General features: G+C 51.7%; 22 protein-coding genes and 1 rRNA gene. All 23 read left to right on the plus strand.

The features are described 5' to 3' along the window. Positions 1-933 precede the first annotated feature (933 nt). A complete protein-coding gene (locus NSU01_RS00270; RefSeq protein WP_076248551.1) occupies positions 934-1680 on the plus strand; it encodes a hypothetical protein in 747 nt (248 codons plus the stop codon). After that, on the plus strand, positions 1670-2608 hold the full coding sequence (locus tag NSU01_RS00275; protein WP_042132693.1) for a serine/threonine protein kinase: 939 nt from the start codon (positions 1670-1672) through the stop codon (positions 2606-2608). The genes NSU01_RS00270 and NSU01_RS00275 overlap by 11 nt, the downstream gene beginning before the upstream one ends. Before the next feature lie 74 nt (positions 2609-2682). After that, the gene (gene tilS / locus NSU01_RS00280) at positions 2683-4125 is read left to right on the plus strand and encodes a tRNA lysidine(34) synthetase TilS (protein WP_076248553.1); all 1443 of its coding nucleotides are present in this window, start codon (positions 2683-2685) and stop codon (positions 4123-4125) included. Between the two features lie 45 nt (positions 4126-4170). Then, the gene (gene hpt / locus NSU01_RS00285; protein WP_039309523.1) at positions 4171-4710 is read left to right on the plus strand and encodes a hypoxanthine phosphoribosyltransferase; all 540 of its coding nucleotides are present in this window, start codon (positions 4171-4173) and stop codon (positions 4708-4710) included. 111 nt (positions 4711-4821) lie between these two features. Then, complete coding sequence (ftsH, locus tag NSU01_RS00290; RefSeq protein WP_076248555.1) at positions 4822-6873, plus strand: ATP-dependent zinc metalloprotease FtsH; 2052 nt, start codon at positions 4822-4824, stop codon at positions 6871-6873. Positions 6874-7084: 211 nt separating this feature from the next. Then, positions 7085-8023, plus strand: a complete 939-nt coding sequence (gene nadA / locus NSU01_RS00295) for a quinolinate synthase NadA (protein WP_039309543.1) — start codon at positions 7085-7087, stop codon at positions 8021-8023. Between the two features lie 39 nt (positions 8024-8062). Then, positions 8063-9679 carry an L-aspartate oxidase gene (nadB, locus tag NSU01_RS00300; RefSeq protein WP_039309525.1) on the plus strand — a complete coding sequence of 539 codons (1617 nt, stop codon included), beginning with the start codon at positions 8063-8065 and terminating at the stop codon, positions 9677-9679. After that, entirely contained in the window at positions 9669-10541 is an 873-nt protein-coding gene (gene nadC / locus NSU01_RS00305) for a carboxylating nicotinate-nucleotide diphosphorylase (protein WP_076248557.1), read from the plus strand. The genes nadB and nadC overlap by 11 nt, the downstream gene beginning before the upstream one ends. After that, positions 10541-11308: a type III pantothenate kinase gene (locus tag NSU01_RS00310; protein WP_039309527.1), complete on the plus strand. Its 768-nt coding sequence runs from the start codon at positions 10541-10543 to the stop codon at positions 11306-11308. Before nadC ends, NSU01_RS00310 begins: the two co-directional genes overlap by 1 nt. A gap of 47 nt (positions 11309-11355) precedes the next feature. Then, positions 11356-12240 carry an Hsp33 family molecular chaperone HslO gene (hslO, locus tag NSU01_RS00315; RefSeq protein WP_042132697.1) on the plus strand — a complete coding sequence of 295 codons (885 nt, stop codon included), beginning with the start codon at positions 11356-11358 and terminating at the stop codon, positions 12238-12240. A 9-nt stretch (positions 12241-12249) separates the two neighbouring features. Further along, complete coding sequence (locus NSU01_RS00320; RefSeq protein ID WP_083705754.1) at positions 12250-13194, plus strand: peptidylprolyl isomerase; 945 nt, start codon at positions 12250-12252, stop codon at positions 13192-13194. 126 nt (positions 13195-13320) lie between these two features. After that, the gene (gene cysK / locus NSU01_RS00325) at positions 13321-14259 is read left to right on the plus strand and encodes a cysteine synthase A (RefSeq protein ID WP_042132698.1); all 939 of its coding nucleotides are present in this window, start codon (positions 13321-13323) and stop codon (positions 14257-14259) included. A 204-nt stretch (positions 14260-14463) separates the two neighbouring features. Beyond that, entirely contained in the window at positions 14464-16089 is a 1626-nt protein-coding gene (locus tag NSU01_RS00330; protein WP_076248561.1) for an anthranilate synthase component I family protein, read from the plus strand. Further along, positions 16086-16667, plus strand: coding sequence for an aminodeoxychorismate/anthranilate synthase component II (gene pabA, locus NSU01_RS00335; protein ID WP_076248563.1), 582 nt, complete (start codon positions 16086-16088; stop codon positions 16665-16667). The genes NSU01_RS00330 and pabA overlap by 4 nt, the downstream gene beginning before the upstream one ends. Continuing rightward, positions 16664-17545, plus strand: a complete 882-nt coding sequence (locus NSU01_RS00340; protein WP_076248565.1) for an aminotransferase class IV — start codon at positions 16664-16666, stop codon at positions 17543-17545. Before pabA ends, NSU01_RS00340 begins: the two co-directional genes overlap by 4 nt. Next, positions 17542-18399, plus strand: coding sequence for a dihydropteroate synthase (folP, locus tag NSU01_RS00345; RefSeq protein ID WP_076248567.1), 858 nt, complete (start codon positions 17542-17544; stop codon positions 18397-18399). Before NSU01_RS00340 ends, folP begins: the two co-directional genes overlap by 4 nt. Before the next feature lie 30 nt (positions 18400-18429). Further along, positions 18430-18792, plus strand: a complete 363-nt coding sequence (folB, locus tag NSU01_RS00350) for a dihydroneopterin aldolase (protein WP_039309536.1) — start codon at positions 18430-18432, stop codon at positions 18790-18792. 9 nt (positions 18793-18801) lie between these two features. Continuing rightward, positions 18802-19353: a 2-amino-4-hydroxy-6-hydroxymethyldihydropteridine diphosphokinase gene (folK, locus tag NSU01_RS00355; protein WP_039309538.1), complete on the plus strand. Its 552-nt coding sequence runs from the start codon at positions 18802-18804 to the stop codon at positions 19351-19353. Further along, positions 19320-19514: a helix-turn-helix transcriptional regulator gene (locus tag NSU01_RS00360; protein ID WP_216626407.1), complete on the plus strand. Its 195-nt coding sequence runs from the start codon at positions 19320-19322 to the stop codon at positions 19512-19514. Before folK ends, NSU01_RS00360 begins: the two co-directional genes overlap by 34 nt. Before the next feature lie 39 nt (positions 19515-19553). Further along, positions 19554-20570, plus strand: coding sequence for a tRNA dihydrouridine synthase DusB (dusB, locus tag NSU01_RS00365; RefSeq protein ID WP_042132702.1), 1017 nt, complete (start codon positions 19554-19556; stop codon positions 20568-20570). 224 nt (positions 20571-20794) lie between these two features. Further along, positions 20795-21274, plus strand: a complete 480-nt coding sequence (greA, locus tag NSU01_RS00370; RefSeq protein ID WP_039309541.1) for a transcription elongation factor GreA — start codon at positions 20795-20797, stop codon at positions 21272-21274. A 195-nt stretch (positions 21275-21469) separates the two neighbouring features. Beyond that, complete coding sequence (lysS, locus tag NSU01_RS00375; RefSeq protein ID WP_042132703.1) at positions 21470-22984, plus strand: lysine--tRNA ligase; 1515 nt, start codon at positions 21470-21472, stop codon at positions 22982-22984. 363 nt (positions 22985-23347) lie between these two features. After that, positions 23348-24905 (plus strand): 16S ribosomal RNA (locus tag NSU01_RS00380). Positions 24906-25196 lie beyond the last annotated feature (291 nt).

A 25196-nucleotide genomic window follows, 5' to 3' on the forward strand; every position in this document is an offset into this window, starting at 1 on the left:
TTATTATCTATAGAGGCAGAACTTAAAATTGTGGCCAGCCGATAAAACGCCCCCCTGCAGAGTAAGGGTTTCGTTCATGCAGTAAGTGGGATTCTTAAGTTCCCTCTATTTTCTGTCCGTCACGCTGCCATGGGATTCAAGAACCACTGGCAGTCCTGGTCCGTCTCGGTTCAGGCATGAAATTGTTGTACGTAGTACAGCTTTGATTCGGCGTTACCCGGTTGTTTGGGAGGATTGTTGTATGAATTACAACAATTGCTCCGCTAAATGGCTTGGAAACTGAGAAATCCTGCATTTCGTACAACAATATCCGCTTAGGGATGATTTTGTGAGGGAAATGTTGTATTTGGTGCAGGATTTTAAGACACAGACTGGAGGAGCGATAGTGGGGCGCTTAATAGTTATCTGCAGGAAACTTATCAATTCAGCTGCAGCAATCACCATATTTCACCACCAGCTAAGTGGTTAGCCAAGTTAAGCACCACCGGAGCTTCCATATATTCCGCTGGCCGAGGCCTGTGGTCTCAATCTTGTGTTAACGGGCGGGTGCATTCCATCCACTCGCCCGTTTCTGCCCCGTCCCGTTTCAACCGCCGCTGACTCAGCGGCGATAGCTTCAGATTGTTGGTCTTATCGTGAGGTTAAGGAACGGAGAGGAATTTTGGAGCCGCAGAAGCGGCAGCATTCGCCTGAAAGCTTTCCGCAGGAAAGATCGCTTCGGAAGCATATGCAGTCCTCTGATTTCAACCGCAAACTGCGGTACTCAAATCAGGAAATCAGAGGACAACAGCGATCGGAGGCCCAAAACTTTCTCGCAGTGACCCTTATTTCATGAAGCTATTCGATTCAAGTTTTTCCCGCTAAGCGGCGTTTGAAATCTCTCTACCTTGGATATGCTAGAACTAGATACAAGGCAAAGGGGAGTGAACGGTCATGAAGCAGATTCTGCTCATTACTGACGGTTGTTCGAATGTGGGGGAAAGTCCGGTACTTGCGGCAGCGCATGCCCGGCAGGAAGGCATTACGGTCAATGTCGTAGGTGTCGTGGACTATGGAACGATCGGTGAACTCGGAAGCCGGGAGATCGCTGATATTGCCAAAGCGGGAGGCGGACTCAGCCGGATCGCCTCAACGTCGCAGCTGGCGCAGACCATTCAGATGATGACCCGCAAGACCGTGGTTCAGACGATCCAGCGGGCGGTTAATAAAGAGGTAAAAAAAATTCTCGGCGAGGGTTCCCTTGAAGAACTGCCTCCGCAGCAGCGGTCGCAGGTGGTTACGGTTGTCGATGAGCTGACTGAGACTTCTCCGCTGCGTATTGCCCTATTAATTGATGCAAGTGCGAGCATGAAGCCCAAGCTGGGTGCCGTGGAGGATGCCATCCGTGATTTGGCTCTCAGTCTGGAGGCACGGGAAGGGCGGAGCGAGCTTGCCGTGTTCCATTTCCCCGGACACTCCAGCAGTGAAGATGCCGTGCTGGATATGGACTGGACGCGGAATGTATCGGAAGTCCGCTCACTGTTCTCCAGGCTGAAGATGCGGGGGGCTACTCCGACAGGACCGGCTATTTTCAAGGTGCTCGAACATTACCGTTATGATAAACTGGATGAACCTCGTGACTATCTTGTGAATGGGGATGACGAGGCAAGAGAAGGGATGATTGGTGGGTATGTCGTCTAATCCACCCTTTCCGGCAGGCACTGTAATTACCGGCAAATGGCGGGGGAACCGTTATGTTGTGGAGCGGATGCTGGGGAAAGGGGCAAACGGAACCGTATATCTTGTGCAGCGGGAAGGCCGGCGGGAGCGGTATGCGCTCAAAATCGGATACGATACGCTGGAGCTGCAGTCAGAGATCAATGTACTGACCTCTCTGCAATCCTGCCGTAAACGCAGTGAGCACCGGGCGCGCAAGGAGTCACCGTTGTCCTCTTACCTGCTGGAATCGGATGATTTCAAGGATAGGGACCATACTCCTTTCTACGTGATGCGTTATGTGGAGGGCAGACCGCTGCATCATTTTTTGTCCAGGAACGGGGCGTCCTGGCTGGGGCTTGTCGGCATGAAGCTTCTGGAGAAGCTGCAGACCCTGCATGAGTGCGGCTTTGTGTTCGGAGACCTTAAGCCGGAGAATGTCATGGTATCCAGTTACGGGGAAGCCGAGCTGATTGACTACGGTGGCGCGAGTCCCCTGGGACGCAGCGTGAAGCAGTTTACCGAATGGCATGACCGCGGATTCTGGAACGCCGGCAGCCGGACGGGAGACGAGAACTATGATCTGTTTGCTTTTGCCGTACTGTGCCTGCGCCTGCTTAATGAAGAAGGTCTGAAGTCGGCAGCCCAGCAGCTGCCGCAGACCCGGAGTGTGGATGAACTGCTGAAGCTGGCCAGAAATCTGCCTGACAAGAAGCTGGCCTCATGGCTGTGTCTGGCGCTCAAAGGCGGTTTTCCCGGATCCGCACAAGCTGCGGAGATTTGGAGAAGTCAGATATACAGAGCACGGAAGACGGGAAAGGATACGATGGCAACTCCCCGCTGGCTCAAAAATGCGTTTGCGCTGTCTTTATTTCTGCTGGCCTTTACGATCTACTGGGTATTCCGTTTTTGAAATTATACATAATACCAGGGTACTGGAATTCCGGAGCAAGACAGGCAAGTGATCTGCAAGAAAGGATGCCGCATATGGAACAAATGAAAGAACTGGTGGAATCCGTACTGGAAGCTGCGGCTGAGCATGAACTGTGGCAGCCCCATGACACCATTGTAGTCGCAGTTTCCGGAGGGCCGGACTCTGTGGCTCTTTTGCGTATTTTGCACGAGATAGCCGTAAACCGGATGCCATTAACTCTGGTCTGTGCCCATGTGAATCATGGCTTCAGAGCCGAATCAGCGGAAGAGGCGGAGTTTGTCAGGAAGTTGGCTGCTGAGCTGGGAATCCCCTTTGAGCTCGCGGAGTTTGATATTCCATCCATGGTCAAGGAAATAGGACTGGGTCCCGAAGGAGCGGCAAGGGAGAAACGCTATCAATTTCTGATTGAAACCGCGCACCGTTACCATGCACGTTCTGTCGCACTGGCCCATCATGCCGATGATCAGGCCGAGACCGTGCTGATGCGGCTGCTGCGGGGGAGTGGTCCTTCGGGGCTTGCAGGCATGCGCTGGAAACGGACTGAAAAAAAGGTGGAACTCATCCGCCCCTTCCTGCGTATTAACAAAACAGCTCTTGTCGGCTTATGCCGGGAAGAGGGGTTTGCTTACGCGGAGGATGCCAGCAATCTGCTTATGAAGTATAAGCGGAACGCGGTAAGGCTGGAAGTATTGCCCCTGCTCGAACAGCATAATCCGAGAGTGAGACAATCACTGCTGCAGCTGTCTGAAATTGCCGGTGCGGAAGATGAATATATGGAGGCGAATGCGGCAAAATGCTTCGAAGAGCTTGTTTTTATCGAGCATGGAAAATACACCTTGAAGAGAGCTTCATTTGCGGCCCTACCCTCCGCTTTACAACGGCGTTTGATTAAACTAATATTAAATTATCTGTCAGCGGATTCATCTGCGATGGATTTCCCCAAGATTGAAGCTGTGCGCCGGGGAACGCTGCAGGAGTACCCCACCGTATGGACTTTGGATTTGGGCGGGGGTTTCGTCTGTATGCGGCAATATGACACCCTTTTGTTCTCGTCCAAGCCCTTGCTTCGGCAGGTGAGCTATACATACCCTCTGTCTTTGCCTCATCCCCGGATCAACCTGAAGGAGATAGGAAAAGTTATGACGATGAAGGTGCTGGAGAGAGAAGATTTTTTTGCACAGGAGGAGGACTCTGGGAAGATGTCGGCTTGGTTTGACGGCGATGAGCTCGTCTTACCACTCACCATCCGTTCCCGATTGCCTGGAGATACCATAAGGGTTATGGGATTAAACGGAAGCAAAAAGGTAAAAGATATTTACATTGATGATAAAATACCTTCTTCCGAACGCTCTGCGATTCCCCTCGTTTGTGATGGTTTGGGCAATATCGTCTGGATTCCGGGCGTAAGGCGCTCGATGCATGCCGCAGTAGGGCGGCACACGGCCTCGGTGCTTCTCCTGTCCATGGAAGACATGGAACAGGGCGAAGAAACGTAATGGTCGAAGTAAGTCTTTCATAGTATAACTTAGGAGGTTCGCAAGTTGCAGAATGATATTCAAGAAATCTTGATCAGCGAAGAAGAAATCCAACAAAGAATCAGGGAGCTTGGCGCCCAGCTGAGCAAGGAATATGCAGGCCGCACACCTTTAGTCATCTGTGTACTCAAAGGTGCGTTTATCTTTATGGCGGATCTGGTTAAAGTGATTACAGTACCCGTTGAGATGGACTTCATGGCAGTATCCAGCTACGGCGGTACGACCAAATCATCCGGTGTAGTCAAAATCATCAAGGATCTGGACACATCGGTTGAAGGCCGCGATGTTCTGATTGTCGAGGACATTATCGACAGTGGTCTTACCCTCAGCTATCTGATTGAGATGCTGCAGGGCCGGAATGCTGCTTCCGTCAACGTAGTCACCCTGTTCGATAAACCTTCAGGCCGTGCAGTTAATCTTGAAGCCGAATATACCGGCTTTGTGATTCCTGATGCTTTCCTGGTAGGCTATGGACTCGACTATGCCGAACTGTATCGGAACCTCCCATACGTAGGTGTACTGAAGCCTGAAATTTATTCCAAATGAACCAATCGACAGCCTTAGATTCAAGGATCACTTTTCTGGATTTCCTGACAATTTGAGGAGTCTGGTCAGGCTATGGTACAATAACTTGAGCGTTGTGAGAGGAGGTAGGGGATGAATCGGTTCATCCGGAATTCTGGTTTTTATTTGATTTTATTTTTAGTCGTGGTGGGCATTGTCCAGTTTGTAAGCAATGGAAATGAATCCGCCGATTTCCCTAGATATGATGAGTTAAGACAGGAGATCAAGGACAACAATGTGAAGAGCCTGACGGTTCAGTTTGAGGGTAACGCATTTTTGGTTACAGGCGAATACAAAGAATTGCCACCTGAGACTAAATCGAAGAATTTCTCCACTTATGTTCCTCCTACAGATCGGGCCCTTGATGAACTTATAGCTGCCAGCGAAGTTAATGGCGTGGAGCTGACTCAGAAGAAAATGGAAGGCGACAGCATCTGGCTGACATTCCTTTCTTCCATCATTCCATTAGTTATCATGTTCATCCTGTTCTTCTTCCTGTTTAACAATGCACAGGGCGGCGGCGGCAAGGTCATGAATTTCGGCAAGAGCAAAGCCCGGTTATATAATGAAGAGAAGAAGAAAATCAGCTTCGAGGATGTTGCAGGAGCTGATGAAGAGAAGCAAGAGCTTGTGGAGGTCGTGGAATTCCTCAAGGATCCGCGTAAATTCGCAGCTGTAGGTGCACGTATTCCTAAAGGGGTACTCCTTGTGGGACCTCCGGGAACAGGTAAAACCTTGCTGGCCCGTGCGGTAGCAGGTGAAGCCGGTGTTCCATTCTTCAGCATCTCCGGTTCCGACTTTGTGGAAATGTTCGTCGGTGTCGGCGCATCCCGGGTACGTGATTTGTTCGAGAATGCGAAGAAGAATGCTCCTTGTATCATCTTTATCGACGAAATCGATGCTGTGGGACGTCAGCGCGGCGCAGGACTTGGCGGCGGACATGACGAACGCGAACAGACCCTTAACCAATTGCTCGTTGAAATGGACGGCTTTGGCGGCAACGAAGGCATTATCATTGTCGCGGCTACCAACCGCGCCGACATACTGGATCCGGCATTGCTCCGTCCAGGCCGGTTTGACCGTCAGATTACGGTTGACCGTCCAGACGTGAAGGGCCGTGAAGCTGTACTGAAGGTTCACTCCCGCAACAAACCGCTTACCAAGGATGTTCGGCTTGACGTAATTGCCAAGCGTACAACCGGATTTACCGGTGCGGATCTGGAGAACCTGCTTAACGAAGCGGCACTGCTTGCTGCACGCCGCAACCGTAAGGACATTACCATGCGTGAAGTGGATGAAGCGATTGACCGTGTAATTGTCGGCACAGAGAAACGCAGCCGCGTAATCAGTGACCGCGAGAAACGGATTGTAGCTTACCACGAAGCAGGCCATACCATTGCCGGCTACTTCCTCGAGCATGCCGATGTGGTGCATAAGGTTACCATTATCCCGCGCGGCCGCGCAGGCGGATATGTCATTATGCTTCCTAAGGAAGACCGGATGATCGTTACCAAGCAGGAACTCTTGGATAAGGTTACCGGATTGCTTGGCGGACGTGTTGCTGAAGAATTATTCATTGGCGAAATTGGCACAGGCGCTTATAGTGACTTCCAGCAGGCTACGCGCATTGTGCGTGCGATGATTATGGAATATGGAATGAGCGATAAGCTTGGGCCATTGCAGTTCGGCACATCCCAAGGCCAAGTCTTCCTTGGCCGTGATATCGGACATGAGCAGAACTACAGTGACTCCATTGCTTACGAGATTGACCAGGAAATGCAGAACCTTATCCGCAGCAGCTATGAGCGCTGCAGAGAGCTGCTGACCAAGCATTCCAAAGAAATGCACCTGATTGCGAACACCCTTCTGGAGAAGGAAACGCTGGAACTTGATCAGATCACAGAATTGATTGAGCAAGGCTACCTGACGGAGGATGGCAAACCGGAAGAAACAGAGGCAGTAACGCATGAAGCGGGCGAGCCAGTAATTGATTCTATCGGTGACGTACGTGTACGCATTCAAGGCAAATCCGACGAAGAACCGCCATTCCTTGGCGATCTGTCTAAGGATATTCCGAATAAACCGGATCCTGAAGAAGGAAACGGTTCGGATGATGGCAACAAAGGCGGCGGAAGTCTGGTTTAATCGCTGAATAAAACATCGAAATTTTATCCGGAGAACCTGAGGTTCTCCGGATTTTTCTGTCTATAGGTACATCAGGACATAGAGCTACACCCGGCTTGCCCGCATTGACAGGGGGTGGAACGTTGTGTACATTAGTGATTAAATATTAAATAAATTAACTTAATAGAATGCACTGGCTATATGCCATGAAGACATAAGGGGGAGAATGACCGTGGAAGCTCTGGCGCTTGAGCGCAAGCAGGAACAGAATCGTGAACTTCGTGTGCGCCTCGAACAGCTTAAGAAAGAACGGAATGCAATAATTCTGGCTCATTATTATCAGCGTGATGAAATTCAGGAAGTAGCGGATTTCCGTGGAGACTCTTTTTTACTGGCTCAGAAGGCTGCGGAGACAGAGGCAGATGTGATTGTATTCTGCGGGGTTCACTTTATGGGGGAAAGCGCCAAGATTCTTGCGCCGAACAAAACTGTTATAATTCCTGACGAACGCGCCGGCTGTCCTATGGCGGATATGGTCAACGTGGACGGACTCCGGAAGCTGAAGGCGCAGCATCCTAATGCCAAAGTAGTAACCTATATCAACTCCTCCGCTGAGATCAAAGCGGAAACTGATATTTGCTGTACCTCTGCCAATGCGGTGAAGGTGATTGAATCGCTTGATGCGGAAGAAATTATCTGGGTACCCGATAAGAACCTGGGCCAATATGTTCAGGATAAGACCGGCAAGAAGCTGATTATATGGGAAGGCTACTGTAATACTCATGATATGCTTACCGTCAAGGATGTAGTGGAGATGAGAGCCAAATATCCTGAAGCGGAATTTGTGGTACATCCGGAATGCCGTCCTGAAGTGGTGGCCATGGGTGATTATGTGGGCAGCACAACCTCGATTATAGAGTATTGCCGGAAATCGGACCGCCGGCAGTTTATCGTGGGAACTGAGGATGGAACCGGATATCAGCTGCGTTTGGACAGTCCGGATAAAGAATTCCATTTTGCCACCAAATTCCTGGTTTGTCCCAATATGAAGGTTAACAATTTAAAGAAACTGGTAAAATGCCTGGAGACGATGAAGCCGCAGATTTATGTACCGCCCGCTGTCGCCGACAAAGCCAGAACTTCCCTAGAGCGCATGCTACAAGTCCGGTAGCATGCGCTACTCTTTCGTTGAAACAGGTGAAAAGCGGTCATGATTCCACAATATTTGGTTGATTTCGATCTTCAGGGGCTTCCTGTAATTAAGACAGATTGTATTGTGATTGGTTCAGGCATTGCCGGTTTGTTCACAGCGATCAAAGCCAGTGAAGACCGGAAGGTCATTATGATTACGAAGAAGACAGTCATGGAGAGCAATACACGGTATGCCCAAGGGGGGATTGCCGCTGTGTTCTCAGACGACGATTCTCCGGTATATCATCGTCAGGATACCCTGATGGCCGGTGCAGGGCTAAACTCCTCTGCGGCTGTTGATGTACTGGTGAATGAAGGTCCGGAAGGCGTCCGCGAACTCATCCGGCTCGGGACGAAGTTCGACAAGGAGAATGGCGAGCTTGCGTTAACGCAAGAGGCGGCACATAGCCACCGCCGTATTCTGCATGCGAATGGGGATGCTACAGGCTATGAAATTGTCCGCGCCTTGGCTGAGCAGGCAGAGCAGCATAAGAATATCGAGGTATGGGATGACCATTATGTCATTGATCTGATTACCGTAGACGGGGAATGCGTGGGGGCATTGGTACAGCGTCCGGGAGGCGGACGTTTGTTCCTGCAGGCCGATGCAACCATTCTATGCTCAGGCGGAGCAGGGCAATTATACCGGTATACGACCAATCCCGAAGTGGCAACCGGTGACGGTGTAGCCATTGCTTACCGGGCTGGAGCCCATGTACGGGATATGGAATTCATCCAGTTCCACCCGACAGCGCTCAGTTATCCGGGAGCCCCGCGCTTCCTGATCTCGGAAGCAGTGCGCGGTGAAGGCGCTGTGCTGCGCAATATCAACGGAGACCGGTTTATGGAAAGGTACCATGAGCTGCTGGAACTGGCCCCGCGCGATATTGTGGCCCGGGCGATTGTGAGCGAGATGGAGCTGACCAAATCCACCTTTGTCTACCTTGATATTACACATGAATCAGCGGATATGGTCAAACACCGCTTCCCGACGATCTATGAGACCTGTATGAGTTATGGACTGGATATTACAAGTGACTGGATTCCAGTGGCTCCTGCTGCGCATTATATGATGGGGGGCGTCAAGACCGATCTGAACGGGGAGAGCACCGTTTCCCGCCTGTTTGCCTGTGGCGAGGTTTCGTCTACAGGGGTACAGGGAGCCAACCGGCTGGCCAGTAATTCTCTGTCGGAAGCGATTGTCTTTGGCCGCCGGATCGTAGAGCGCATCCGTCAGCTCCCGCCGCTTGGGCGGGATACAGTATCGGCAGGCTGTGACCAAGGCCGGGTGGAGTCGCCTACCCAGGCTATTGTGGAGCGGCGTCTGAAGCTGCAAAAGGTTATGGTACGCTACGCCGGACTGCGGCGGAACCAGGAAATGCTGATTAAAGGACTGGATGAATTAAAGCGTCAGCTGCCGATTTTTAATGCGGCACTTACCAAACGTGAAGAATACGAGTTCGCTAATATGCTTACGTGCTGCCTGCTGATTACCGAATCAGCGCTGGCACGGGAGGAGAGCCGCGGCGCTCATTATCGCGAGGATTATCCGCTGCGGAATGATGCAGAGTGGCAGAAGCATCTGCTCCAGATTCGCGAACTGGGAATAGTGGAGGAATTAAGTGATGATGTTTAATGGCTATAATGAAGAACTGCTCCAGTCTATTAAGGGGTGGCTGCAGGAGGATGTCGGATCAGGGGATATCACAACACGTACCACTATACCCCAGGGACATGAATCCAAGGGGATTATCCATGCCAAAGAGGACGGAGTAATCTGCGGAATTCCCGTGGCTGAACTGGTTTTTGAGGTAGTAGACCCGACACTCGTATTTACGGCATTGGTACAAGAAGGCCAGCCGGTGTCCAAGGGCACGGTCATCGCTGAAGTCGAGGGCAGCACGCATGCCATTCTTACAGGCGAACGGCTCGCCCTTAATCTGATGCAACGGCTGTCCGGTGTGGCCTCGCGGACGGCGTCATTCGTGCAAGAGCTTCAAGGTCTGCCAACCCGGCTGGTGGATACCCGCAAGACAACACCAGGTCACCGGATGCTGGAGAAGTATGCTGTCCGCATAGGCGGAGGAGCCAATCACCGCTTCGGCTTGTATGACGCGGTAATGATTAAGGATAATCATATCAAGGGCGCCGGAGGCATTCGTCAGGCGGTAGGGCGCGCCCGGGCCAATATCCCCCACACCATGACGATCGAAGTGGAAACGGAAAGCCTGGAGCAGGTAGAGGAAGCACTCGCTGCGGGGGCGGACATTATCATGCTTGATAATATGTCACCTGAGCTGATGGCGGAAGCAGTAAGAAGAATTAGAACCAAAGCGCGGCATGTCAAAATCGAGGCTTCAGGCAATGTATCTCTGGAAACGGTACGCGGGATTGCAGAATCGGGTGTAGATGTTATTTCTGTAGGCCGGCTTACCTATTCCTTCGCCAGTCTTGATATCAGTCTGGATCTGAATGGCAAGAAAGGCGGAAATCTCTAATGATACTTGTCGTTGATATCGGGAATACGAACATCGTGCTTGGAGTCTACCGGGGGCCTGAGCTGCTTCATCATTTCCGGCTTAGCACAGCGCGTCAATCGACTGTGGATGAATATGGTGTCCTGATTCATAATCTGTTCCACATGTCGAATATATCGTTTAAAGATGTAGAGGGTGTCATCATCTCCTCGGTTGTTCCGCCGCTGGTTCAGGTTATCGTGGAAATGTGCGTAAAATATATCGGCAAAGACCCGCTGCTCGTAGGCCCCGGAATCAAAACCGGGCTTAATCTGCGTTATGAGAATCCGCGCGAAGTGGGCGCAGACCGGATTGTAAATGCCGTTGCGGCGATTGAGCAGTATAAATGCCCGCTCGTGGTCGTTGACTTTGGTACGGCAACTACGTTTGACTGTATTGATGCCGGAGCGAACTATCTTGGCGGGGCAATCGTGCCGGGTCTGGGGATCTCTACAGAGGCCTTATATCAGCGGGCATCCAAGCTGCCGCGGATTGAGCTGGAGAAGCCCAAGAAGGTTATCGGGCGCAATACTGTCCACGCGATGCAGGCAGGAATTATTTTTGGCTATGCCGGCCAGGTAGAGGGAATTGTAAGACGCATTAAGCTGGAGATGAATGCGCCCGTTCTCAAGGTTATTGCTACAGGGGGGCTTGCTCCGCTGATTGCCGGCGAGACAGATTGCATTGATGAGGTTAACCCGATGCTGACGCTGGAAGGATTACGTATTATTTACAACCGTAACAAATAATCATGAAATGAAACCTTATACAGACAGATAGGAGGAGTAAGCACCCAATGGAAAAAAAGAAGGATCGGCTTATCCGGGGAACTGCCATGAACGGGAAGGTCAGAGCGTTCGCAGTCCGGACAACAGAACTTGTCGACGAATTGCGGCGCAGACATGATACCTATCCGACAGCTACAGCTGCGCTTGGCCGTACTGTAACCGCCGCAGCCATCATGGGCGCTATGCTCAAGGGTCAGGAGAAGCTGGCGATTATGGTCAAAGGGAATGGGCCGCTCGGACAGATTACGGCCGAATCCAATGCCCTGGGTGAGGTTCGCGGTTATGTGAGTAATCCGCATGTTCATCTGCCGAGCAATAGCCTTGGCAAGCTGGATGTCGCAGGTGCTGTGGGTACGGAAGGGTTCATTGATATCAGCAAGGATCTGGGAATGAAAGAGCCGTATCGCGGCAGTGTGCCCATTGTCTCAGGAGAACTGGGCGAGGATTTCACTTATTATTTTGCCATTTCGGAACAAACGCCTGCTGCTGTAGGGCTGGGTGTATTGGTGGAGACAGATAATTCGGTAAGAGTTGCCGGAGGATTCATCATTCAACTGCTGCCCGGCCTGACAGATGAAGAGATCACCGAGATTGAGCATGCCGTCGGAGCGATGCCTTCAGTGACGGCGATCCTGGACCAGGGCCTTGAGCCTGAAGAGATGCTTCGCCTGCTGCTGCCGGATGCTGTAGTCCTTGATGAACTCGAGATCTCTTTTGTCTGTCAATGCTCGCGTGAGCGGATAGAAGAGACACTGGTCAGTCTGGGCCAGCACGAACTGGAGCAGCTGATCGAAGAAGATGATCAGGTTGAAGTTATATGTCATTACTGTAATGAAGCTTATGTGTTTAACAAGGATGAACTGCAGGTAATCCTCGATCAAGCGAAATCGTAGGGCTATGAGATGATGACAAGACAGGAGCGCGCGCTGCGCAATACCGTTATATTACTCGCCGTCGCGACCTTAATGCTTGGAGGTCTTTTATTCTGGAGCCTGCGTGCAATGGCCCTGCTTAAGGGAGAGGCTGCAGACGGGGAGGCTTCGGATATTGCTGCCGCCGGAGGCCAGCCGGTCACGGACCGGGAATGGATAGATGAACTCAAAAAAAAGCATGGAGATGAAGTGCTGCTGGGCATGCTTAATCATATCGTTGTTGGCAAGGAAGCCAAAGCTCTCGGTATTTCGGTGACCGATGAGGAGATTGAGCAGGAATTGAAGCGCGGCATGTCCGGCTACGGCTCGGAGGAGCAGTATTATGACCAGATGCAGTCTGAGCTTGGTCTTTCCCGCCAGGAGCTGCACGAGGAAACCGCGTACCGGCTGACGCTTCAGGCGGTAGCCACCACCGGTATTACGGTCAGTGAAACTGAAATTGATGATTATTTGGCCCAAAACGCCGAGAGATTCACTCCCAGGAAGCAAATGCAGCTCTCTATGATTAAGCAGGCAACCTATAACGGGGCTAATCAGGTTATGGACCGCCTGGAGCAGGGAGAGGATTTCGCCGGCCTGGCCAGAGAGGTATCCACAGATGAGGAGAGCCGCCAGCATGGCGGTAATATCGGAACAGTGGAGGAGAATGATCCGTTCTGGCCGGAGGAGCTGCTGAAGACAGCAGCGGGCCTTGAGGCTGGAGACATCGCAGGGCCGCTTCAGGTCGAAGGCGGTTATGCCGTGATCCGGCTGGAGAAGCTTATTGATCCCGGGAAGCCGGATCAGGATGAGCTCCGAGGGCTGATCCGCCAGGAGCTGGCGCTGGAACAGGCGGCGCCCCTGCAGCAGGTGGAAAGCGATTTGCGTGCCAAATACGCTACAGCAATATATATTGACAACAGCCTGCAAGATTGATAATATGAGATTAAATGTAAAACCTACTGATTTAGTCGGAAATAATAAGCGGCACAACATATGCTGATCATAACTGTCACAGGTTCCGCACCCAATTCATCTATCATCCCAAGGAGGTTTTTGCTCATGGCTAAAGTCGTCAACAGTGTAACAGATTTGATCGGTGGTACACCGCTCGTTCGTCTGGGTCGGATTGTTCCGGAGGGTTCCGCAGAAATTTACTTGAAGCTGGAATATCAAAATCCGGGTTCAAGTGTGAAAGACCGCATCGCTATCAGCATTGTGGAAGAAGCTGAGAAAGACGGTTCCCTGAAACCTGGAGGCACCATTGTAGAAGCGACCAGCGGTAATACAGGGATTGGCCTGGCGCTTGTTGCTGCTGCCAAAGGCTACAAGGCGATTATTGTTATGCCTGAAACGATGAGCCTTGAGCGCCGCAACCTGCTGCGTGCTTATGGTGCTGAGCTGGTATTGACTCCAGGATCTGAAGGGATGAACGGGGCAGTTAAGAAAGCTGAGCAAATCCTCAGTGAGAATCCGGATTACTTCCTTGCAGAGCAGTTTAAGAACAAAGCCAACGTGAAGATTCACCGCGAGACCACTGGACCGGAGATCGTGGAAGCAATCGAATCCATTGGCGGACCCCTGGATGCGTTCATCGCAGGTGTCGGTACAGGCGGAACGATTAGTGGTGCAGGTGAAGTGTTGAAGAGCCAGTATCCTGATGTGAAGATCTATGCTGTAGAACCTGCAGCTTCTCCAATTCTGGCCGGAGGCAAACCGGGTCCCCACAAAATCCAGGGGATCGGTGCCAACTTCGTTCCTGAAATCCTGAACCAGGATATCTATGATGAAATCATTCATGTAGAGAATGACGAAGCTTTCGAAACGGCCCGCCGTGTAGCCAAAGAGGAAGGCGTTCTGTCCGGTATTTCTTCCGGAGCTGCTGTATTCGCTGCCCTCAAAGTAGCTAAGGAACTGGGCGCAGGCAAAAAGATCGTTGTTATTATCCCAAGTAACGGCGAACGTTATCTGAGCACACCGCTGTATAACTTTGAAGTATAATTGCTGAGAACCAGCAATTCAGAAGAGCCTGCGATCCGCTTCCATAGGGATATCGCAGGCTCTTTTTCTGAATAATAAGCATTTATCAGGTTTACGGGCTTTTCAAAGTAACCGGATGTACAGTATACTGACAGGCAATAAACTATCGTAGAAGCCAGCGTATGCTTTCGAGGCTATGCTTCACAAAACTTTAGGGGGATAAATGTGGAGATCTTAACGGCTTGGCAGGAGTGGGAACAATGGGCGGACGAAGCCTGGAGCGTTCTTCCGCTGGTCCTTCATTCACGGCAGGAGAAAGGGGGATTGCCGGGCAGCTGGCAGAGAGCCTGGGAGATGGCTTCACCATATTCCGTGGTCCTGGAGAGCGGTAAGGGCGGACGTTATACATATCTGGGCTTGCGTCCGGTTTCAGTCATAAAGGGCATTGGAGATACCGCAGAGCTCTTCAGTCTGTCTGATGCGGCTGTGGGACAGGCACAAGCTGAACCTGAAGCTACGGAGCTGCTTCAAGGGCAACCGCTGAAAGTGCTGCAGGAGTGGATGAAGGATTATGTCTCACCCCGCGTACCGTTCGACGGGCAGCCGCCCTTCACCGGAGGTTGTATCGGATTTCTCGGCTATGATGTAGTCCGCTCTCTGGAGAAGCTGCCGTCCTGTGCCAAGAGGGATCCCGATTTCCCGGATTATCTGTTCATGAGGCTGGAAGAGCTGTGGATCTATGACCATCACGAGGATATTGTGTATTGTGCAGTACATGTACCTGTTCAGGCTGTGATATCCGCTAACAGGGCTGAGCTGCATGCCATGTATCTTGATGCTGTGAGCCGTGCGGAGCGAATGCTGGAGGAGTGGCAGCGTATCATGGTACCTGCTTCTTCTGAAGCAGCTGCCGCCGCCCAGTATGCTGACATTGCCTGCCTGATTGATACTGAAGCTAGTGTCACCGGAGAATGGCCAGGCATGAGCTCGGATTTCTCGCCGGAGCAATTCCAGCAGGCCGTGCTGAATGTTCAGGAATACATCCGTGCCGGTGATGTCTTCCAGGTGAACCTATCGCTGCGCCAGCAGGCGCAGCTGCAGTCCTCGCCGGAGGATGTCTACGAGTGGCTGCGCAGACTCAACCCGTCCCCGTACATGGGGCTGCTCCGCACGCCCGGCTTCGCCCTCTCCAGCGCTTCGCCGGAGCTGCTCGTGAAGCTGCACGGGGACAAGGTCAGCGCCCGCCCCATAGCCGGTACCCGGCGCCGGGGCCACACTCCCGCGGAGGACGCCGCCATGGAGGCGGAGCTGCGCGGGAGCGAGAAGGAGATCGCCGAGCATGTTATGCTTGTCGATCTCGAGCGCAACGACATCGGCCGTGTCGCTGCATACGGGACGGTCAGCGTGCCGGAGCTGCTGACCGTGGAGCGATACTCACATGTGATGCATCTCGTCTCGCAGGTGGAGGGCATCGCCGCACCCGGCAAGGATGCTTACGATGTCATTGCCGCCTTATTCCCCGGCGGCACGATCACCGGCGCGCCCAAGGTGCGCACCATGGAAATTATTGAAGAGCTGGAGCCGGTCCGCCGGGGTCCATATACTGGATCCATGGGCTGGATTGACTATAATGGCAATATGGAATTAAATATAATTATACGTACACTGGCCGTGAAGGACGGAATCGGCTACATTCAGACAGGAGCGGGTATTGTGATCGATTCGGATCCGTACCGGGAGTACCGGGAATGCCACAACAAAGCCAAAGCGGTAGTGAAGGCGATTCTCTGCAGTGAACGCGGGCAGGAATTGCGGACTACCTCCGGCACCGAAGGAGGAAGCGCAGTATGATCTTGGTCATCGATAATTATGATTCCTTTACGTATAACCTGGTGCAATATCTGGGTGAGCTGGGGGAGGACGTTAAGGTATCCCGTAACGATGAGATCAGTATTCAGGAGATTGAGGCCCTGGCACCGGATCATATTTTGATCTCTCCGGGACCATGTACACCGAATGAGGCAGGCATCAGCCTTGAGCTGCTGCAGCATTTCAAAGGAGTCATCCCGATCTTTGGCGTATGCCTCGGTCATCAGGCCATCGGACAAGCCTTCGGCGGTAATGTGATCCGGGCAGAACGCCTGATGCACGGCAAAACCTCGCCGATTCACCATAATGGCACCTCTGTCTTCGAAGGAATGGAGTCCCCGTTTACGGCAACACGGTATCATTCCTTGATTGTAGAACGTGAGAGTCTGCCGGATTGCCTGGAGATTACAGCAGAAACGGCCGAAGGCGAGATTATGGCCTTGCGCCATAAGGAATACCCGATCGAAGGCGTGCAGTTCCATCCCGAGTCGATCATTACCGATCATGGACATACGATGCTGCGCAACTTCCTGAAACGGAGAGCCGGAGAACCGGCATGAAATATATAGGACTTAACAACAAAGCAGTCGACGCCAAAGACGCCGTGGTCTCCGCCCTGGATCACGGCTTTTTGTACGGAATGGGTCTGTTTGAGACCTTCCGCACCTACGGGGGTGAGCCCTTTCTGCTGCAGAGGCATCTTGACCGGATGGCAGAGGGCTGCAGGCAGCTGGGTATTCCCTTTGCACCGGATGTGCAGCAGCTTCGGGAATGGATTCAGCTTGTAATGGACAAGAATGAGCTTAACGAGGCTTATGTCCGCTATACAGTCACAGCCGGTGAGGATATCCTTGGGCTGCCGGCAGGAGATTACAAGCAGCCTAATCAGCTGCTGTATATCAAAGCGCTGCCGGCACTGCCGGACAGCCTGTATAGCGAAGGCAAAGAACTGCAGCTGCTGTATCACCGGCGGAATACCCCGGAAGGGCCTGTGCGACTGAAGTCGCTGCATTATATGAACAACATTCTGGCTAAGCGTGAGCTGGCCGGACACCCGTCTGCGTCTAGAGGAGCAGAGGGGTTGATGCTGACGGCAGCGGGTGACATATCCGAGGGAATTGTGAGCAACATCTTTTTCGTCGCAGATAACCGGCTCTATACCCCCGATATAGCTACAGGCATTCTCCCGGGAATTACCCGGGAAATGGTGCTGGAGCTGGCAGCATCCGCAAGCCTCTATCCAGAACAAGGCTTTTACCGCTGGGAGCAGCTTGAGGCGGCTGACGAAATTTTCCTCACCAATTCGGTGCAGGAGATTGTGCCGGTAACGGCGCTCTGGAACGGGGACCGGCGGATAACGATAGGCAGCGGGCGCTGCGGAGAACGGACAGATGCAATCCTGAAGCTTTACAGAGAAAGGGCGGGGAGGCTGGAATGAAGCCGGTAATATATAAGCGGAGCTACCGCTGCGGAAGCGGCAGGCTGATTCTAGGCGAACGGACCCTGATCATGGGTATCCTCAATGTGACGCCGGACTCTTTTTCCGATGGGGGATTATGGACAGATCCGGATAGAGCGGTAGAGCATGCACTGCGAATGGCAGCCGAGGGTGCCGATATTATTGATATAGGCGGAGAGTCAACGCGTCCGGGTCATCAGCCGGTAGGAATAGAGGATGAGTTGGAACGCGTACTGCCCGTTATCGAGAGTATCCACCGTGCTGCGCCTCATCTGCCGTTATCTATAGACACCTACAAAGCGGAAGTAGCGCGCCGTGCGGTTCAGGCCGGTGCCCATATCATCAACGATGTCTGGGGGGCCAAAGCAGATCCGCAGATGGCGGCAGTTGCCGCGCAGGCGGGTTGTCCGATTATCCTGATGCATAACCGCCATAACCGCAATTATCAGGATTTGATCAGCGATATGACAGAGGATTTAACCGCGAGCATTAACCTTGCCCTGACAGCCGGAGTAGAGCCGCAGAATATCATTCTCGATCCCGGGATCGGTTTTGCCAAGGATTATACGGAGAATCTTCAGGCGATGATGGGCTTGGATGTACTGGGGGAGCTTGGGTATCCGCTGCTGCTGGCCACTTCGCGCAAAAAATTCATCCGTACCGCACTCGATCTGCCGGCGGATGATGTTGTGGAAGGGACCGCTGCTACAGTCGCTTTCGGAATTGCCCAGGGCTGCCAGATCGTGCGGGTGCATGATGTCTCTTTAATCAAACGTACAGTAGATATGTGCGATGCCATGTTATATGCTGCAGCACCTGCGGTGCGTGAATAGACTATTTTCAAGAGAAGGCAGGTACCCTTAATGGATAAAATGAAGCTGCACCGCATGGAATACTACGGATATCACGGTGTGTTTGAAGAGGAGCGCAAGCTGGGCCAGCGCTATTATGTGGATTTGGAGCTGGAGCTTGATTTGCAGGGAGCGGGTCTCTCTGATGATCTGGAGCAAACCGTGAACTATGCCGAAGTACATTTCCTGGTCAAAAAAATTGTCGAAACAAAGTCCTTCAAGCTGATCGAGGCTTTGGCAGAATATATTGCATCCGCAGTACTGGACACTTATACTGTTATCAATGCAGTAACCGTCAAGGTGACGAAACCGCATCCGCCATTCGATATTCATTTTCAGGGAGTAACCGTAGAACTGCGCCGGACGAGAAAGTGAGACAGAGTCATGAATATACATTCTACCTCTGAGGCATCAGAGGCTTATATTGCTTTAGGGGCTAATTTGGGCGACCGTGAAGGAACGCTGAGAGAAGCTTTGAACCAGCTGGACCGGCATGAAGAGATTGAAGTTCTACGCACCTCATCGGTATACGAGACCGAGCCGGTGGGTTATCTGGATCAGCCCCAGTTTCTTAATATGGCTGCGGCTCTGCGTACTACGCTTGCTCCGGAGGCTCTGCTTCATGTCATGCTGGAGACAGAAACCCGGTTAGGCCGTGTACGTGATATCCGCTATGGGCCGAGAACGGTGGATTTGGATTTGCTTTGGGTAGAGGGGTTGAGCCTGGATACACCAGACTTAACGCTGCCGCATCCCCGGATGCTGGAGCGTGCGTTTGTGCTCTTACCGCTTAGTGATATCGTTTCGCAGAATGAAGAGTCTTCCGGATTCCGCGGCTTAATTACAACAGCGCTTCAAGACATAGACGGAAAGGAAGGAATTCGCTTGTGGACAACAAACGTATGGGACGGCGGGTTAGAGCGTTCCGAAAGCTGAAGGGTTACACTCAGCAGGAGTTGGCGGATTCTGTCGGAATATCTTTGGCCGTGCTTGGTGCGGTCGAGCGGGGTAATAGACGTTTAGAAGATCAAATTTTAAATAAAATTGCGGATGTCCTGGGAGTTACGGTCGATGAATTAGCCAACCCGGCTACATGAGCTCCTCAAGCTGATCCGCAATATAAGGAAGTGATTCGAATGTTGAAGATTGGCGATATTGAGATGAAGAACCAGGTGGTGTTGGCCCCTATGGCCGGCGTGTGTAATCCTGCATTTCGTCTGATTGCCAAGGAATTCGGGACGGGTCTAGTCTGTGCCGAAATGGTGAGCGGCAAAGCTATTGTGCATGGCAATGCACGTACCCGCGAGATGCTGTTTGTGGATGAGCGTGAGAAACCGCTGAGTCTGCAGATTTTTGGCGGAGACCGCGAGTCGCTGGTTGATGCAGCCAAAATAGTGGATAAAGAAACGAACGCCGATATCATTGACATTAATATGGGCTGTCCGGTGCCGAAGGTGACGAAATGTGATGCCGGAGCGCGCTGGCTGCTGAATCCGGACAAGATTTATGAGATGGTATCTGCCGTTGTGGATGCCGTGGATAAACCTGTGACGGTGAAGATGCGGATCGGCTGGGACAGCGAGCATATCTTTATCGAAGAGAATGCGCGTGCAGTTGAGCGTGCCGGAGGCAAGGCAGTCAGTGTTCATGGCCGTACCCGCGAGCAGCTCTATACAGGGCATGCCGACTGGAAGTATATCCGGATGGCCAAAGAAGCTGTATCCATTCCGGTCATCGGCAATGGTGATGTGAATACACCTGAAGATGCGCGGGCGATGCTGGATCAGACCGGCTGTGACGGCGTAATGATCGGGCGGGGGGCGCTGGGCAACCCTTGGATGCTGTACCGGACCATTCAGTATCTGAGTACCGGAGAGCTGATGCCTGAACCGGACGCTGAAGAGAAGATCAAGGTGGCCATTCTTCACATGGACCGTCTGATCGCCCTTAAGGGTGAAGCGGTGGCGGTCCGCGAAATGCGCAAGCATCTGGCCTGGTATTTGAAGGGGCTTAAGTCAGCAGCCCGGGTGAAGGACGTTATTATGGAAGAAACGAAACGTGACGAGATGGTGCGGATTTTGAGTGATTTTGTCGTTCAGCTTAAGGATGAAGAAGCGCAGGAAGGCGCGGATAGCGCTCTTTCGGCCGTTTAATTCCCTGATTTGCCGCATTGTCAGACCCGTCCCTGCCTGCATCATTGAATATCGCTAAACATTATATGGGGCGTCATTGACATTTTGTAGCGGTTCCAATATAATTTCACAGTATAAAATCGCCGTTACAGCAGGAGCAATGGAGAAGGAGGGTTCTGTTCCCTCCGGATTCGCATATAGTATGGTGTTTTCAATAAATGTATACGACAGGAGAATCGGTTGAGATGAGCGATAAAGAAGTCATCCTTACACCGGACGGACTTAAGCGTCTGGAAGAAGAACTGGAGACCCTCAAATCCGTAAAACGCCGCGAGGTAGCGGAACGTATTAAAGTGGCCATCGGCTACGGAGATATCAGTGAAAACTCGGAATATGAAGACGCAAAGAATGAGCAGGCCTTTATCGAAGGACGTGTTCTGACTTTGGAGAAGATGCTGCGCAACGCGCGTATCATTAATAGTGATGAGATCGTGACAGATGTGGTAAGCATCGGAGTAACAGTGAACGTTGAGGATATGGAGTACGGAGACGTTATGGAGTATACAATCGTCGGAACCGCCGAATCCGATCCGCTGAATAATAAAATCTCCAATGAGAGCCCGGTAGGCAGAGCCATCATCGGTAAGAAGATTGGTACCATTGTGGATGTAAGTGTCCCTGCAGGCGTCATTCAATATAAAATTCTTGATATCAAAATGAAGTAAGATGGATCCGAAAGCTTCCTTAGGGGAGCTTTTTTCAAAAGAAAAGAATTTATAGGCTTCGCGCAACGTATAACAACCGAAAAATATGGGTGAACACATACAGCTTATATTTTGTACTGGAACGGACTGTCCCCTTGGTATGAGGGCGGAGCCGTTTCTTCTTTTGTATACCGTGAGTAAGAGAGGATGAAGAACATGTCGGAAGAAATCAACAACGTGGAAACTACAGAGAGTGAACTAAGTGAGCTGCTGCAGATCCGCCGGGGTAAGCTGGACGAGCTCCGCGCGCTGGGAATCGACCCGTTCGGCAAGAAATATGAGCGTACCGCAGCAGCTGGCGATCTTCTGGCCAAGTATGACGGACTAACCCATGAGGAACTGGACGAGCTGGCGCTTGAGGTTAGTGTGGCAGGACGTATTATGGCTAAGCGGGTAATGGGTAAAGCGAGCTTCTCGCACATCCAGGATCTCAGCGGCAAAATTCAGATTTATGTCCGCCAGGACAGCATTTCTGAATCCCAGTACGCAGCTTTCACCATTCTGGACCTGGGCGATATTATCGGAATCCGCGGTACCCTGTTCAAGACCAAGACCGGCGAAACCTCTATTAAAGTGCATAACCTTGAGGTGCTGTCCAAATCCCTGCTTCCGCTTCCAGAGAAATATCACGGACTGAAGGATGTAGAGCTCCGTTACCGCCAGCGTTATGTTGACCTGATTATTAATCCGGAAGTACAGCAGACATTTATTGCGCGTTCACGGATTATCCAATCGATGCGCCGTTATCTGGACTCGCTGGGCTATCTGGAAGTAGAGACTCCAACACTGCATACCATTGCCGGTGGAGCCGCCGCCCGTCCGTTTATTACACACCACAACACGCTGGACATGCAGCTGTATATGCGTATCGCAATCGAGCTTCACCTGAAACGTCTGATCGTAGGCGGTTTGGAAAAAGTATATGAAATCGGCCGTGTATACCGTAACGAAGGGATCTCCACACGCCATAATCCGGAATTCACGATGATTGAGCTGTACGAAGCATATGCGGACTACAAGGATATCATGCAGCTTACAGAGAATATGATTGCTCATATCGCCCAGGAGGTTCTTGGCAACCAGGTGATTAACTACCAGGGGCAAGAAGTTGACCTGTCTCCAGGCTGGCGCCGTGTGACCATGGTGGACGCTGTCAAAGAAGTAACCGGCGTAGACTTCGGGGTCCATATGACGAATGAAGAAGCACAGGCTCTGGCTAAGGAGCATCGTGTGCCGGTTGAGAAGCATATGACCTTCGGACATATTCTTAACGCATTCTTTGAGCAGTTTGTAGAGGAAACGCTGATTCAGCCGACGTTCGTAATGGGACATCCAGTAGAAATATCACCGCTGGCCAAAAAGAATGATCAGGATCCGCGCTTTACGGACCGCTTCGAGCTGTTTATTGTGGCCCGTGAGCATGCGAATGCGTTCAGTGAGCTGAACGACCCGATTGACCAGCGTCAGCGCTTCGAGGCGCAGATTCACGAGAAAGAGCAGGGGAATGACGAAGCGCATGAGATGGATGATGATTTCATCCGTGCACTGGAATACGGCATGCCGCCTACAGGCGGACTGGGAATCGGCGTAGACCGTCTTATCATGCTGCTTACGAATGCCGCGTCTATCCGCGATGTACTGCTGTTCCCTCATATGCGCAACAAAGACTGAATAATTATCTGATCTGTAACCATAATATCCAAGGGAGCTGCAAAAGCGGTTTCCTTGGAACAATGGTTAGCGGTTAGTTGAAAATAATGCTTGCAATAAGACTTTATACATGATATATTCTATTTCTGGCCGCGAAACATCAACGCCGAGCTCGAAAAGAAGTTAAAAAAAGAGCTTGCATTGAACGGTTGGATGTGATATATTATAAGAGTTGCTGGTGACGCAGTAAGCGGCGCTGACAACGAGCTTGATCTTTGAAAACTGAACAACGAGTGAGTGGGAAATCACGAAAGTGACTTCCAAAAAAGAGAATGAAAATTCTCGTCAGATGTTTCAAAATGAGCAATCGCTCTTTCTAAATACAATTTGGAGAGTTTGATCCTGGCTCAGGACGAACGCTGGCGGCATGCCTAATACATGCAAGTCGAGCGGAGTTTGAATGGAAGCTTGCTTCCATTCATGCTTAGCGGCGGACGGGTGAGTAACACGTAGGCAACCTGCCCTCAAGACTGGGATAACTACCGGAAACGGTAGCTAATACCGGATAATTTCTTTCCTCTCCTGAAGAGAGAATGAAAGGCGGAGCAATCTGCCACTTGGGGATGGGCCTGCGGCGCATTAGCTAGTTGGTGGGGTAACGGCTCACCAAGGCGACGATGCGTAGCCGACCTGAGAGGGTGAACGGCCACACTGGGACTGAGACACGGCCCAGACTCCTACGGGAGGCAGCAGTAGGGAATCTTCCGCAATGGGCGAAAGCCTGACGGAGCAATGCCGCGTGAGTGATGAAGGTTTTCGGATCGTAAAGCTCTGTTGCCAGGGAAGAACGTCCGGTAGAGTAACTGCTACCGGAGTGACGGTACCTGAGAAGAAAGCCCCGGCTAACTACGTGCCAGCAGCCGCGGTAATACGTAGGGGGCAAGCGTTGTCCGGAATTATTGGGCGTAAAGCGCGCGCAGGCGGTCATTTAAGTCTGGTGTTTAAACCTTGGGCTCAACCTGGGGTCGCACTGGAAACTGGGTGACTTGAGTACAGAAGAGGAAAGTGGAATTCCACGTGTAGCGGTGAAATGCGTAGATATGTGGAGGAACACCAGTGGCGAAGGCGACTTTCTGGGCTGTAACTGACGCTGAGGCGCGAAAGCGTGGGGAGCAAACAGGATTAGATACCCTGGTAGTCCACGCCGTAAACGATGAGTGCTAGGTGTTAGGGGTTTCGATACCCTTGGTGCCGAAGTTAACACAGTAAGCACTCCGCCTGGGGAGTACGGTCGCAAGACTGAAACTCAAAGGAATTGACGGGGACCCGCACAAGCAGTGGAGTATGTGGTTTAATTCGAAGCAACGCGAAGAACCTTACCAGGTCTTGACATCCCGATGAAAGCATTAGAGATAGTGCCCCTCTTCGGAGCATCGGAGACAGGTGGTGCATGGTTGTCGTCAGCTCGTGTCGTGAGATGTTGGGTTAAGTCCCGCAACGAGCGCAACCCTTGACTTTAGTTGCCAGCAGGTCGAGCTGGGCACTCTAGAGTGACTGCCGGTGACAAACCGGAGGAAGGTGGGGATGACGTCAAATCATCATGCCCCTTATGACCTGGGCTACACACGTACTACAATGGCCGGTACAACGGGAAGCGAAACCGCGAGGTGGAGCCAATCCCAGCAAAGCCGGTCTCAGTTCGGATTGCAGGCTGCAACTCGCCTGCATGAAGTCGGAATTGCTAGTAATCGCGGATCAGCATGCCGCGGTGAATACGTTCCCGGGTCTTGTACACACCGCCCGTCACACCACGAGAGTTTACAACACCCGAAGTCGGTGGGGTAACCCGCAAGGGAGCCAGCCGCCGAAGGTGGGGTAGATGATTGGGGTGAAGTCGTAACAAGGTAGCCGTATCGGAAGGTGCGGCTGGATCACCTCCTTTCTATGGAGAATCGTCACCTGCAACGGTGACATTCAAATCGGAAGTATTACTTCCAAAACTCAGGTTTAGGCCTGTTACTCACTCGTTGGTCAGTTTTGAGAGTTTAAGCTCTCATCTTTACACTGTCTGAATTTTCGAACATCACAATCGTGATTGTCCCGAAATTTCAGCACCTTGATCCTTGAAAACTGGATACCGAAACGAATTTGCGTTTTAGAACATCTTTTAGCTGAAACTTGTGTAAGCAAGTTGAAATAGTTATTAGTTGCTACAGCGATTTTCCTAACGGAA

The organism is Paenibacillus sp. FSL H8-0259 (assembly GCF_037963255.1).
GTDB lineage: Bacteria > Bacillota > Bacilli > Paenibacillales > Paenibacillaceae > Paenibacillus_AQ > Paenibacillus_AQ phytohabitans.

Coding starts and splice junctions, on each gene's coding strand:
- ftsH (WP_076248555.1), top strand. CDS start 4,822: ATGAATCGGTTCATCCGGAATTCTGGTTTTTATTTGATTTTATTTTTA.
- NSU01_RS00310 (WP_039309527.1), top strand. CDS start 10,541: ATGATACTTGTCGTTGATATCGGGAATACGAACATCGTGCTTGGAGTC.
- greA (WP_039309541.1), top strand. CDS start 20,795: ATGAGCGATAAAGAAGTCATCCTTACACCGGACGGACTTAAGCGTCTG.
- folP (WP_076248567.1), top strand. CDS start 17,542: ATGAAGCCGGTAATATATAAGCGGAGCTACCGCTGCGGAAGCGGCAGG.
- dusB (WP_042132702.1), top strand. CDS start 19,554: ATGTTGAAGATTGGCGATATTGAGATGAAGAACCAGGTGGTGTTGGCC.
- nadB (WP_039309525.1), top strand. CDS start 8,063: ATGATTCCACAATATTTGGTTGATTTCGATCTTCAGGGGCTTCCTGTA.
- pabA (WP_076248563.1), top strand. CDS start 16,086: ATGATCTTGGTCATCGATAATTATGATTCCTTTACGTATAACCTGGTG.
- NSU01_RS00340 (WP_076248565.1), top strand. CDS start 16,664: ATGAAATATATAGGACTTAACAACAAAGCAGTCGACGCCAAAGACGCC.
- NSU01_RS00275 (WP_042132693.1), top strand. CDS start 1,670: ATGTCGTCTAATCCACCCTTTCCGGCAGGCACTGTAATTACCGGCAAA.
- folK (WP_039309538.1), top strand. CDS start 18,802: ATGAATATACATTCTACCTCTGAGGCATCAGAGGCTTATATTGCTTTA.
- NSU01_RS00270 (WP_076248551.1), top strand. CDS start 934: ATGAAGCAGATTCTGCTCATTACTGACGGTTGTTCGAATGTGGGGGAA.
- NSU01_RS00360 (WP_216626407.1), top strand. CDS start 19,320: ATGGGACGGCGGGTTAGAGCGTTCCGAAAGCTGAAGGGTTACACTCAG.
- cysK (WP_042132698.1), top strand. CDS start 13,321: ATGGCTAAAGTCGTCAACAGTGTAACAGATTTGATCGGTGGTACACCG.
- folB (WP_039309536.1), top strand. CDS start 18,430: ATGGATAAAATGAAGCTGCACCGCATGGAATACTACGGATATCACGGT.
- hslO (WP_042132697.1), top strand. CDS start 11,356: ATGGAAAAAAAGAAGGATCGGCTTATCCGGGGAACTGCCATGAACGGG.
- lysS (WP_042132703.1), top strand. CDS start 21,470: ATGTCGGAAGAAATCAACAACGTGGAAACTACAGAGAGTGAACTAAGT.
- tilS (WP_076248553.1), top strand. CDS start 2,683: ATGGAACAAATGAAAGAACTGGTGGAATCCGTACTGGAAGCTGCGGCT.
- NSU01_RS00320 (WP_083705754.1), top strand. CDS start 12,250: ATGATGACAAGACAGGAGCGCGCGCTGCGCAATACCGTTATATTACTC.
- nadC (WP_076248557.1), top strand. CDS start 9,669: ATGATGTTTAATGGCTATAATGAAGAACTGCTCCAGTCTATTAAGGGG.